The sequence below is a fragment of the Tenacibaculum geojense genome (assembly GCF_042676005.1).
Taxonomy (GTDB): Bacteria; Bacteroidota; Bacteroidia; order Flavobacteriales; family Flavobacteriaceae; genus Polaribacter; species Polaribacter geojense.
In genome coordinates, this window is record NZ_JBHTJR010000030.1 from 1 (window position 1) to 13019 (window position 13019).

The following is a 13019-nucleotide window of genomic DNA, read 5'->3' on the forward strand; positions in this document are numbered from 1 at the left end:
CTTTTTCTTGCGTAAACTGTTATTCATAAAATAAGTCTTATTGGTGTAAACTTATTTTAGGACGGGACATGGAAAAAATAAAAAGCCTGAGCAAACGCTCAGGCTTTTTAAATTATAAACATGTTTTTATTATTGCATAGCTGGTGAGTAGTTGGTAGGGTAATTTCTTGCCTTGGCCAAACCATTAGTAGCAACAGTAAAGTTTGTACCAAACTCAGCATCCATAGCTTCTAAAATTTTGTTAGCCATTAAAGCATATCCGCGTCCAGTTAAATGTACACCATCTAAACTAATTAAGCCTCCAAAAACTAATGAAGTATTCATACTATACTCGTCAAAAATAATTCCTGAAGTAGCAGCTTGTTGTAAAACTGCATTTAAGTCTACTAAAGCAACATTTTCATTTGCAGAAGCTACAGCATTAATTGTAGTATTGTAAGCATCTGTAGCTACTTTAATTTTCTCCTGTTCTTGAGGAGTTAACACCCATTTATCTGCTAAAGGTAATGTTACCCCTTCTGCAGAAAACTGTCCAGCAAGTGAAGCAGGTAATAAACCATTGCTTTGAGCTATTAAATTTGCTGCATGGTCTTCGTTTACTGTACCAATAATACTACTACTTGGTAAAACAAATAAATCTGCTTCAGTAGCAACTCTAGCTTTTCCGTATTGGTTTCCTAATAACTGAGCTACTAGCGGTGCAGCTTGCGCAGGTAAACCTAATGATTCTACAAAAGGTACAAATGTTGGACTTGCTTGAAGACCATTGATAATAAATGTTGTTAAATCTGTAGCATCTTCATCAAAAATAACCATTGCGCTTGCAGCAGTTTCAGAAAAAACAATTGAACGTTCTGGTTCTCCAGCTGCAGTGTAAACTTGATTAATAGCCGCATAAACGCTATTTAGTAAAGGAATTTGTGCCCCAAAAGTTGGGTCTGTAGGATCTAGAGGGTTATGAGGTACTGTAGTAAAATGTGCAAGTGAGGTAATATAAGGTACGTTACCTACTACACCTTTAGCACCATTAGCGGTTAAACCAGTTACCATATTACTAAATACACTAGCAAATACATTAGGATCTGTAATATCAGAACCTCCATATGTTGTTGGATCTAAATTTCCTGTTTGATCTACTCCGGTTCCACCAGATAAAGCATACCCTAAAACATCGTTACCACCAATTTCTGATAAAGTGAAAAAAGAAGGGTTTTTAGCCATTACGTCAGCCATAACAGTAGTAGAGGCGCTAGAGGCAAATCTTGCAAAATAAGGGTTTGCTAAGCCTAAGGCTACTCCTTGAACATTTCCATACCCCTGTGCAACAAAGTGAAAACTCTTAGCTCCTGGAACACCATAATTATTCATACTTCCTGTTACAGGAATGGTGATTTCTGTAGTTGGCATAGCGTCTAAAACAGCTGGACCAGCACCATTGAAATATAATCTAGGAGCTTGAATAACATTACCGCCTAATAATAAACCACCAATGTTATCATTCATTAAAGGTTGATTAAACTCACCACCATTAGCCATAGAAAATTTTGAAGCTAATATGTTAGGAAATGAATTTTCTTGGGCCGCAATAAATAATGCGTTGTCCGTAAAACCTGCTGTAAAAGAAGCTCCAACAGAAACATAGTTAGAAAAATCTAAACCATTAACGTTTAATTCAATATTAGATTCAGATTCTACAATAGGGTCTAGATCATTATTTACATCACAAGAGACAACGCCTATTGATAGTAAAAACAACCCTAAATATTTATTATATAATTTCATTTTAATCTTTTTTTAGTTATTAATTGTCCAAGAAACAAAAAACTGAGATCCTACTGCACCAACACCCGGAGCACTAAAATATTCTTGACCAGTTAAGTTAGATCCTCCTACTTTAAATACCGATTTAATTGATGGTATTTCATAGTTAATTTGAGCATCTAATACTGTTCTAGCATCTACATTTCCTTGTAAGAAAGTTGATTGCCAGTAGTATTCATCTTGCCAACGTAAATTTACATTAAAACCAAAGTTTTCAAATAAATTTGGGTGTCCAAATTGTAATTTTACTTTGTGCTCTGGTGTGTTGAAAGCTGGCTCAAAATCAGGATCAGAAGACTCATCAAATTCAAATTTAGACCATGTATAGTTTAAGCCTACAGTGTATCCGTTAAAGATTTTTGTATTTAAACCTAAACCTACACCATAAGAACTTACATCTGCATTAGAATTTGTTCTAAAACCAAATTCAGCTAAATCTCCATTTCTAACGGCTCTTTCAGCATCAGCATCTGGGTTACCATTAGCATCAAAAGTACCATATAAAGGAACAAATACATCTTTAATAGAAATAAAGTCTTGATAATCGTTAAAATAAGCGCTTAAGTCAACACCTAACTTGTTGTCACCAGTTGGGATTGCTGCACGATATCCTACTTCAAAAGAAGTAACTTTTTCTGGACTTACTAAATCGAAGTTTGATTTGTTTAAGTCGTTTACATCACCAGATCTGTTAAAGTTATTAACTGAAGTTGCAGAAAAAGCTCTTTCAAAGGCGTCTCTACCAGTTACTTCGTAAGATGTACCATTACCATCCTCTAAATTAACAGAGTACCTGTCTAAGTTATCAGGAGCTGTTCCTAATAAATAACTAGCACCAGTTGCTAAACCAATATATTGATCTTGTGTCGTTGGATTTCTAAACCCTGTTTGGAATGAAGCTCTAAAGTTGTGATTTTTACTTTCACCTGCTGCGTAAGCTAAAGATACACGTGGAGAAAAGTTTCCATCAAAGTTTTGTGCTTTGTCATAACGAATAGAAGCGGTTAATTTTAAACGATCTTCCATCATTTTCTTTTGTAACTGAGAGTATAATCCGAATTCATCATACATAATTCTACCATCATAATCTGTATAAATGGTTCCAAAAGAATTTAATCTATACTGTCTGTATGAACCTCCAAACTGAACTTCTGCCCAATCTATATAATCACGTAAATTTAAATTACCATCAGCATGATATAAACTAGTTTGATCTCTAAATTTTGAACCAGTTATTAAGTCAGGATCACTGGTAACTTTATCAAAAGCTTGTTGGAATTCTGGAGTTCCAGGCATTAATCTTCCGGTATCAGCTATTCTTCTTGCTTGTACATGAGAACCTGTCATTAAATATGCTCCTGCATATTCAGTAAACCATTGTGTATTCGATTTCCATTCGTTATTAATGTTAATAGCTGCAAATCTAGAATCGTATGAATCACCAGCATCTTCACCTGTATAATAACCTCGCACAAAGAAACTTTTACCTCTTACTTCTAGCTTATGTTGCTCCATAAAAAAGTTAGCGATATTGTATCTGTTTTGACCTTGATAAATCGTATTTCCTCTACCGTATTTAGAATTCCAAATAATTTCAACTCTATCATTACCTAAAGGTCTGTAGTGTAACGATCCGCCAAACTTCATACTTTTAGCTTCATTACTCATCAAATCAACTTCATTGTATCCTGTTCTACTAACTCTTCCTATAGCACCACCTAAATTGGTAACAACTTCATCTCCATAAACATTCACACCGTTATATGCAGGATCATCACCTGGTTGTGGGTTTTCAGGATTTCTTGTTCCAGGAATATAAGTTCCTCCAATTCCAGTTGTATTTCTGTAATCTGTTGCATGCCATTCTTCTCCTGTTAAGTGAGATAAGGTAGCTTTAGCAGCAAAGTAATCACTAAAAGTGTGTGCCATTCTAATACTTACGTCATAAAACTCGTTATCACCAGCTGCTTGTTGGCTGGTTAAACCTGTTTTTAACACCAAGCTTATACCTTGATCGTTAAATGGACTTTTACTTGTCATTAACATGATACCGTTAAAAGCATTGGCACCGTATAAAGCAGAAGCAGCACCTGGTAAAATTTCTACACTTTTTACATCTAACTCAGATAATCCTAATAAATTACCTAAAGCAAAGTTTAATGCTGGAGATGCGTTATCCATCCCATCAACTAACTGAACAAAACGTTCGTTAGCAAAGGAAGCAAATCCACGCGTGTTTACGGACTTAAAAGTTAAACTACTAGAGTTTATATCAACACCTTTTAAGTTTTCTAATCCTTCATAAAAAGAAGGAGAAGAGGTGTTTTTGATAGCTCTAGCATCAAAACGCTCAATAGTAACAGGAGACTCCATTACACGCTCAGGTGTTCTAGAGGCTGATACTACAACTTCATCTAGTGAAGTTGCGTTTTCTTTCAAATCAACAGTTACTACTTGATTGTTTTTAGTAATCTCAACTGTTTGAGTTTGGTATCCTAAAGAAGATATTTCGATGGTAAATGGAGGTGTGTCTGTAACCTCTAAAATAAATTTACCATCAAAGTCTGTAGTCGTTCCTACAGCTTTTCTAGAAACCTTAATGTTGGCTCCAGGCAAAGGGCCACCCATAGAAGCATCATTTACTGTTCCACTAATGGTTGTTTGTGCAACCATAACAGTGCTCCCTAACAGTAAAAATGCACCCATTAAAATTTTTTTAATCATAATGTAAATAATTTGTTAACTGAACTGCAAAATACAATTTTTTTTCATTTGTGAAATATTTGTATTGTTTTTTTGATATTACCTTATATTTATTAGTGTTTTTTTGGGAAGTTAACATTTCCAAATTCAAGTTTTCGATTTGGTTTTTTCCTTGTAAATTTGCCTTAAATATTGTAGAAGCCTTGGAAGTAGTCCATTCAATTTTCGATTTTATTTCTCCGCAAAAAACCTATGTTACTATTGGTACTTTTGACGGAGTACATATAGGTCATCAAAAAATCATTCAAAAACTAGTTAGTGAAGCTAAAGCAAACAACAAAAAGTCTGTGTTGCTTACTTTTTTTCCTCACCCAAGAATGGTGTTGCAAAAAGATGTAAATATTGAACTAATTAATACTATTGAAGAACGAACGGCTTTACTTGCTAAAACAGGTTTAGATTATTTAATAATTCACCCTTTTAGTAAAGAGTTTTCTAGGTTAACAGCTTTAGATTTTGTTAGAGATGTACTGGTTAACAAACTAAACACTTCCAAACTTATTATAGGATACGACCATCACTTTGGTAAAAATAGAGAAGGGAATATAGAGCAGTTAACTGAATATTCTCAGTTATACGATTTTTCTGTTGAAGAAATTCCTGCTCAAGATATAGATAATGTAGCAGTAAGCTCTACTAAAATTAGAAGAGCATTAGCGGGTGGAGCACTTAAAACTGCTAATAATTATTTAGGATATCCTTTTTCTTTGAAAGGAACCGTTGTTAATGGTAAGCAATTAGGCGGAAAAATAGGTTTTCCTACAGCAAATATTGATGTAGAAGAATCTTATAAATTAATTCCAAAAACAGGAGTTTATGTAGTACAATCTAAAATTGAAGGCATATTGGTGTATGGAATGATGAATATTGGTAATAGACCTACTGTTAATGGCGATCATCAAACAATTGAAGTTCACTTTTTTCATTTTAATGCAGATTTATATCATCAAACACTAAATATTGAATTACTTTATTTTTTACGCGACGAACAAAAATTTAATTCTGTAGGTGAGTTAATCGAACAATTGAAAAAAGACGAACTAACAGCTAAAAATTACTTAAGTAATAATATATAACTACACGTTGTTTAAGTGTAACGCTTGGTGTATCTTTGCTGTTTAAAATTAAAAAAGATGTTACAAGTTCAGTTTATTCGAGACAACAAATCAACTGTTTTAGAAGGCTTAGCAAAAAGAAATTTTGACAACGCCGAAACCATTATTAATCAAGTATTAAAGGCTGACGAAACTCGTAGAGAAACTCAGGTTTTATTGGATAATGTTTTAGCAGAATCGAATAAAATATCCAAAGAAATTGGAAATCTTTTTAAATCAGGAGAAGTTCAGAAAGCAAACTTATTAAAAGAGAAAACAGGTCAGTTAAAAGAACAATCTAAAGAATTGTCTGAAAAACTAACTATAGTTTCTAATGAACTTCAAGACTTACTTTATCAAATACCAAACGTGCCTCATGCTTCTGTGGTTGCAGGTAAAAATGAAGAAGATAATGAAGAAGTTTTTAGAGAAGGTATTATTCCAGATTTAGGAGAAAATGCCTTACCTCACTGGGAATTAGCTAAAAAATATGATATCATAGATTTCGATTTAGGTGCCAAAATTTCTGGAGCAGGTTTTCCTGTTTATAAAGGGAAAGGAGCTCGCTTACAACGCGCTTTAATCAATTATTTTTTAGATAAAAATACTGGTGCAGGTTACAAAGAAGTACAAGTACCTCATTTGGTTAATGAAGCATCTGGTTTTGGAACGGGGCAGTTACCAGATAAAGAAGGGCAAATGTATCATGTTGGTGCAGATGATTTATACTTAATACCAACGGCAGAAGTACCTATTACTAACATATTTAGAGGAGAACTATTACAAGAAGCAGATTTACCAGTTACCTTAACAGGATATACACCTTGTTTTAGAAGGGAGGCAGGAAGCTACGGAGCTCATGTTAGAGGTTTAAACCGTTTACATCAATTTGATAAAGTTGAAATAGTTAGAGTAGAACATCCAGCTAATTCTTATGAGGCTTTAAATGGAATGGTTGAGCATATTAAAGAGATTCTACGCGAGTTAAAATTACCATACAGAATTTTACGTTTGTGTGGAGGAGATACAGGATTTACCTCTGCGTTAACTTTTGATTTTGAATTATTCTCAACAGCTCAAGATAGATGGTTAGAAATTAGTTCAGCTTCTAATTTTGAAACTTTTCAGGCCAATCGTTTAAAACTACGTTTTAAAAATAAAGAAGGTAAAAATGAATTAGCTCACACGTTAAATGGTAGTTCTTTAGCATTACCACGTGTATTAGCTGGAATTTTAGAAAACTATCAAACTGAAAACGGAATTAAGGTACCTGAAGTATTAGTACCTTATTGTGGTTTTGATATGATAGATTAAATTATAATTGGGTTTTTCAGTAGTCAGTTGCGCGCTAACTGATTACTGACTCCCAAAATATTAGTTGGCCACCACAGCGGTCATTAATCTTTTATATTTATTCATTTCTAACAAAGCTTCAAAGTACTGAGGTATTAAACCAGCTTTCATAAACTTATTAGCATTTCTTTTCGCTATCTCGTATTGTTTAGTTAAGTTTTTCATAAGTAAATTTTATTTAGTTTCTACTATTAAGACAAAGTTCGTGCCAAAATGTTACAAACTTTTTTAAGAAACCCTAGTTTTTAATAGTAAATTAACAAATTAGTTCGTTATTTTTGATTGATGAAAAAGTACTTTTACACACTTATATTGTTGTTTTTTAGTGTTTTGTGTTTAGGGCAAAACAATAATTTTATACTGGCTGAAAATTATTACAGAAATACAGAATATGAAAAAGCAGCACAGTTGTATAAACAATTGGTACAAAAAAGTCCGTATAATAATTTATACTTTAAAAGGCTGATTAGTTGTTACCAAGAAACTAATCAGTTTGACAAAGCAGAAAATATTTTAACTAGTAGTATTAAGCAAAATCCTAAACTTACATTTTTATATGTAATGTTAGGTTATAACTACGATCGTCAACAGCAAGAAGCTAAAGCCAAAACGTATTATGAAAAAGCGTTGGCTTCTATAGATGTTTATGAATCTTATGCCGGAACAATAGCAGGCTTATTTAAAGATTATGCAAAGCTAGATTATGCCATTAAAGCATATGAAAAAGCATCTGCAAAAAATGAAAATGCCAACTATGGTTTTCAAGTAGCTCAGATTTATGGTGAAAAAGGAGATTTTAAATCCATGTTTGATCAATATATCAATTTTGTAGATAAAGATGATTATCAGTTAAATACGGTAAAGCGTTTTTCTGCCCGTTATGTATCTGATGATAGTGAAGACCCAAATAATAAACTTTTCAAACAAGCATTACTAAGAAAATCGGCAAGTAACCCTAAAGCAATATGGAACGATTTGTTGAGTTGGTTGTTTACCAAGCAAAAAGATTATAATAAAGCATATATTCAGCAAAAAGCATTATATGCCAGAGATCCTGATAATTTATCAGGAATGAAACAACTAGGAAAAATTGCTTTTGAAAATACAGATTATGAAGCCGCCAAAAAGTGTTTTGATTTTGTTATAGAAAAAACAATGTATCCAAGAGATCGATTTAACGCAATTCAAATGAAAATGATGATTGCAGTTAAAAACAAAGAAGAAGATATAGAACAACAGTTTGAAGCAGTTTTTAAAGAACACGGAATAAATAGTAATACTTTTCCAATTCAATTAGTATATGCTGATTATTTAACTTTTGAAAAAAATAAACCAGAAGAAGCAAGAAAAATAATAGAAAAAGGATTAGAAACAGCTAATACTCCGTTTAACAAAACTTATGGTAAGTATAAATTGGCAGATATTTTAGTATATCAAGGTTATTTTAATCAAGCATTAATTTATTACACGCAAATTTACAATAAGACAAAGCTAGGATCATTGCCTGAACAAGTACAATTTAAAATAGCTCAAACATCATATTTTAAAGGAGATTTTAAATGGGCCAAGGCTCAATTAAAGGTCTTAAAAAAGTCGGCTAGCAAATTAATAGCAAATGACGCAGCAGATCTATTTTTATTAATTTCAGATAATGAACCTAAAGATAGTACAGATACAAGTCTAAAAACATATGCAAAAGCTGATTTACTTTCGTATCAAAACCAATTAGACGATGCTATTGTTATTCTAGATACTTTAATTAACGATTTTAAAGGACAATCTATAGAAGATGATGCCTTATATAAACAAGCTTTTTTATTAGTAAAAAAAGAAGCTTACAATAAAGCTATAGAAAACTATGAAGCATTAATAAAAATGGGGTCGGAAACAATTTATGTAGATGATGCTTTGTATTATTTAGCAGAATTGTATCAATCTAAATTAAATAATCCAGAAAAAGCCCAAGAGTACTACCAAAAGATTATTTTTGACCACGCTTCTAGCATTTACTTAGTTGATGCTAGAAAAAAATATAGGAAACTAAGAGGAGATACTATAAATTAATTAAAAGTTGCTAGTAATTTATTTACGTCAGCAACAATTACCACATTAAAAATGTATATATACAACGTAACAATTAACATAGACGAAAGCGTTCACAAAGAATGGTTAGTTTGGATAGAGCAACACATACCAGAAGTTTTAGCAACAGGAAAATTTATCAGTGCAAAAATGACGCAGGTTTTAGTTGAAGAAGAAATGGGAGGGGTAACATACTCAATTCAATATACAGCTAAAACAAGAGAAGATTTAGATAGCTATTACTCACAAGATGCCGATAAACTTCGTGTTTCTGGGTTACAAAAATTTGCTGATAAAATGGTTGCTTTTAGAACAGAGTTAAAGGTAATTAATGAGTTTTACCCAACTAAAGTAAGTAACTAGTTTAATGAAAAAGTATGTACTACTTTTTTTAGTTATTTTTTTTACCATTAGTTGTTCAAAAAAAACAAAAAAATACGAGTCAGATAATTTAAAAATATACCAAATTTCTGAATCAGTTTATGTGCATACTTCCTACCTATCAACCAAAAAGTATGGTAAGGTAGCATGTAACGGAATGATTGTTTATAATAAAGATGAAGCAATTGTTTTTGATACCCCAACAAACAATTTAGCATCATTTGAGTTAATTTATTGGATTAATAACTCGCTTAATGCAGGTGTTAAATATGTAATACCTACACATTTCCATATAGATTGTTTAGGAGGTTTAGAAACTTTTCAGAATAAATATATAGACTGCTTAGTATTAGATAAAACTAGAGAATTAGCCAATATAAGTTCAGCAATTTATAAGTCTGATACCGTTTTAACAGTGGGGAGCCTTAAGGTATCTACGTCTTTTTTTGGAAAAGGTCATACATCAGATAACACAGTGGCATATGTACATAAAGATAAAGTGTTATTTGGAGGATGTTTGGTAAAAAGTTTAAAAGCCTCTAAAGGAAATTTAAATGATGCAGATACATTAGCGTGGTCTAATACCATACAAAAAATAAAGAATACATATCCCAAACTAAGCCAGGTTATACCAGGGCACGGAGAAGTAGGCGATAGTGCTTTGTTAGATTATACAATAGAACTATTTAAAACAGAAAGAAACGAATGACAGTAAGAGCCAAAAAACACTTAGGACAGCATTTTTTAAATGATGAAAATATAGCTAAAAAAATAGCTGATTCGTTAACTGAAAATGGATACGATCATGTATTAGAAATTGGCCCAGGTATGGGAGTGCTTACCAAATATTTACTAGCCAAAAAACCTAAAGTAACCGTAATGGAATTGGATAGTGAATCTGTTGTATATCTAAAAGAAACATTTCCGTTAGAGCACATTCATCTTAACACAAAGCCAGAAAAATTTACTATTGTAGAAGGAGATTTTTTAAAGCAAAGCTTAACAACAACCTTTAAAAATCAACAAGTAGCTATAATTGGTAATTTCCCATACAATATATCTTCTCAAATTGTTTTCAAAGCAATTGAAAATAGAGATTTAGTTCCAGAGTTTTCTGGAATGTTTCAAAAAGAAGTAGCACAAAGAATTGCCGAAAAAGAAGGAAGTAAAACCTACGGAATCTTATCAGTATTAAGTCAGGCTTTTTATGATGCAGAATACTTATTTACAGTGCCACCATCGGTATTTAACCCACCTCCAAAAGTAGATTCTGGTGTAGTTAGATTAATTAGAAAAGAAAACTATACACTTCCTGTTGATGAAAAATTATTTTTCAGAGTTGTGAAAACTGCATTTAACCAACGAAGAAAAATGCTTAGAAGCAGTTTAAAATCCTTTCAACTATCGGATACTTTAAAAGAAGACCCTATCTTTGCAATGCGTCCCGAACAATTATCGGTAGAAAAATTCATAGAATTGACGGATAAAATTGCAAAAGATGGCCATTGAAATTACTAACGAACTTTTAGAAAACGTATCAACATTAATTCAGGAGAAGCAAGACCAGCAAATCTCCCGTTTTTTTGAAGACATTCACCATGCAGATATCGCTGAGGTCTTAGATGATTTAACCTTTGACGAGGCTGTATATATTATCCGTTTATTAGATTCTGAAACAACTTCTGCGGTTTTAATGGAAGTTGATGAGGATGTTCGTGAAAAGGTATTAGAGCAATTATCTGCCAAAGAAATTGCAGAAGAGATTGAAGAACTAGATACCGATGATGCTGCCGATGTAATTGCAGAACTTCCAGAAGAGCGTAAACAAGAAGTAATTCAAGAGATTGAAGATAAAGAGCATGCAAAAGAAATTGTAGAGCTTTTACGTTATGATGAAGATACTGCCGGAGGTTTAATGGCTAAAGAGCTAGTTAAAGTAAACGTGAATTGGTCTGTTTTAAGATGTGTTAAAGAAATGCGCATTCAGGCAGAAGAAGTAACTAGAGTACATTCTATTTATGTGGTGGATGATGAAGGTAAATTACAAGGAAGATTGTCATTAAAAGATCTTCTAATGGCTTCAACCAAAGCTAAAATAGAAGATGTTTACATACCCAAGGTAGATTTTGTGAATGTGCATGATTATGCAGAAGATGTAGCTAATGTAATGCGTAAATATGACCTAGAAGCAATTCCGGTTATTGATGAATTAGGTGTTTTAGTAGGAAGAATTACGATTGATGATATTGTAGATGTAATTAAAGAGGAAGCAGAGAAAGATTATCAATTAGCGGCTGGTATTACGCAAGATGTAGATTCAGAAGATAATGTGTTAGCTTTAACAAGAGCCCGTTTACCATGGTTATTTTTAGGCATGGTTGGAGGTTTAAGTGCAGCTAGTATTATGGGAGTTTTTCAAGATGCTATGGATAAAAGTCCTATTTTATTCTTATTTACACCGTTAATTGCAGCTATGGCAGGAAATGTTGGTGTGCAATCTTCAGCAATTATTGTTCAAGGTTTGGCCAATGACGGTATTAAAGGCTCTATTTGGAATAGACTTTTAAAAGAGATTTCATTAGCAATGCTAAACGGAGTAATTTTATCTTTTCTTTTATTTTTGTTTGTTTGGGTTACTAAAGGGAATTTGCAAATTGCTATGGCAATTGCTTTGTCTTTATTTTCAGTAATAATTGTAGCAGGATTGGTTGGAACTTCTATACCATTAATATTAGATAAATATGGAATAGACCCTGCAATTGCTACAGGGCCTTTTATTACTACTAGTAATGATATTTTTGGAATATTAATCTACTTTTCTATTGCTAAGTTGATTATTGGCTTTTAGTTTGGGTTTCTACCTGTTCCATTAAGTTTTCTAGCTTATCTTTGGGAATAAAACCTTTTAACATCATAATAGAACCAAAAAGTATCAAAATTACACCCATTGCTCTTTTTAAACGGTAAATAACTATAGGTGTAAGTTTTTTTCTAAGTTGTTTGGCTAATATTATTTTACAAATATCAGCGCATATATAGCCAATAATAATTATGGTAAAATACCAAAAAATGGCATTAGGATTCATGTCTAATGTTGGTCCTACAACTACCATAATACCTAACCAACCAGCTAGTACTCCAATATTAATAAAGTTTAATAAAAACCCATTTAAAATTAGTTTTAAGTAGTTATTACCTTCTGGTATTTTTATTTCATTTTCATCAACCTCTTTTTTATTACTCTTATCTAAATATGTAATTACACCATAAACAATGAGTACTAAACCACCAATGAAAAATAATCGAGGATCATCTTTAATTTTTTCAAGCAAGCTTCTACTACCGAAATAAGCTATTAGTATAAAAGAAATATCTCCTAAAACTACTCCAATATCAAAAGCAATAGCTGCTCTGGCACCTTTTAAAATGCTTGTTTTTATAAGCATAAAAAATACAGGGCCAATCATAAAAGACATAAATACCCCAACAAAAAAGGCATTTTTAAAATCGTAAATATCCATTAGT

11 protein-coding genes are annotated in these 13019 nt (G+C 32.2%); 7 read left to right on the forward strand and 4 right to left on the reverse strand.

The genetic code is table 11. The features are described from left to right. Positions 1–129 precede the first annotated feature (129 nt). A complete protein-coding gene (locus ACFQ1U_RS05455) occupies positions 130–1782 on the reverse strand; it encodes a G-D-S-L family lipolytic protein (protein WP_386106138.1) in 1653 nt (550 codons plus the stop codon). Positions 1783–1794: 12 nt separating this feature from the next. Next, positions 1795–4545, reverse strand: coding sequence for a TonB-dependent receptor (locus ACFQ1U_RS05460; RefSeq protein WP_386106140.1), 2751 nt, complete (start codon positions 4543–4545; stop codon positions 1795–1797). A gap of 182 nt (positions 4546–4727) precedes the next feature. Here ACFQ1U_RS05460 and ACFQ1U_RS05465 point away from each other — a divergent pair, with 182 nt between their 5' ends. Both ACFQ1U_RS05465 and serS read left to right on the forward strand, forming a co-directional pair. Further along, positions 4728–5660, forward strand: coding sequence for a bifunctional riboflavin kinase/FAD synthetase (locus ACFQ1U_RS05465; RefSeq protein WP_386106390.1), 933 nt, complete (start codon positions 4728–4730; stop codon positions 5658–5660). A 57-nt stretch (positions 5661–5717) separates the two neighbouring features. Further along, the gene (gene serS, locus ACFQ1U_RS05470; protein ID WP_386106142.1) at positions 5718–6992 is read left to right on the forward strand and encodes a serine--tRNA ligase; all 1275 of its coding nucleotides are present in this window, start codon (positions 5718–5720) and stop codon (positions 6990–6992) included. Between the two features lie 60 nt (positions 6993–7052). Here the strand turns inward: serS and ACFQ1U_RS05475 are convergent, their stop codons facing one another. Continuing rightward, a complete protein-coding gene (locus tag ACFQ1U_RS05475; RefSeq protein ID WP_386106144.1) occupies positions 7053–7196 on the reverse strand; it encodes a hypothetical protein in 144 nt (47 codons plus the stop codon). A gap of 120 nt (positions 7197–7316) precedes the next feature. On the opposite strand from ACFQ1U_RS05475, the gene ACFQ1U_RS05480 reads away from it, so the two are divergent. From ACFQ1U_RS05480 to mgtE, 5 genes are read left to right on the forward strand one after another with little or no spacing between them, the layout of a single operon-like run. Next, positions 7317–9095, forward strand: coding sequence for a tetratricopeptide repeat protein (locus tag ACFQ1U_RS05480; protein ID WP_386106146.1), 1779 nt, complete (start codon positions 7317–7319; stop codon positions 9093–9095). A 51-nt stretch (positions 9096–9146) separates the two neighbouring features. Beyond that, positions 9147–9476, forward strand: a complete 330-nt coding sequence (locus tag ACFQ1U_RS05485) for a DUF4286 family protein (RefSeq protein WP_386106148.1) — start codon at positions 9147–9149, stop codon at positions 9474–9476. 4 nt (positions 9477–9480) lie between these two features. Further along, positions 9481–10203 carry a subclass B1 metallo-beta-lactamase gene (bla, locus tag ACFQ1U_RS05490; protein ID WP_386106150.1) on the forward strand — a complete coding sequence of 241 codons (723 nt, stop codon included), beginning with the start codon at positions 9481–9483 and terminating at the stop codon, positions 10201–10203. Further along, positions 10200–11003 (forward strand): 16S rRNA (adenine(1518)-N(6)/adenine(1519)-N(6))-dimethyltransferase RsmA, encoded by an 804-nt coding sequence (gene rsmA, locus ACFQ1U_RS05495; RefSeq protein WP_386106152.1) that lies wholly within the window; start codon positions 10200–10202, stop codon positions 11001–11003. Before bla ends, rsmA begins: the two co-directional genes overlap by 4 nt. Then, a complete protein-coding gene (mgtE, locus tag ACFQ1U_RS05500; protein ID WP_386106154.1) occupies positions 10993–12342 on the forward strand; it encodes a magnesium transporter in 1350 nt (449 codons plus the stop codon). Before rsmA ends, mgtE begins: the two co-directional genes overlap by 11 nt. On the opposite strand, the gene ACFQ1U_RS05505 is transcribed toward mgtE, so the two are convergent. Next, entirely contained in the window at positions 12329–13015 is a 687-nt protein-coding gene (locus ACFQ1U_RS05505; protein ID WP_386106156.1) for a LysE family translocator, read from the reverse strand. The two genes, mgtE and ACFQ1U_RS05505, sit on opposite strands and share 14 nt — an antisense overlap. Positions 13016–13019: the final 4 nt, after the last annotated feature.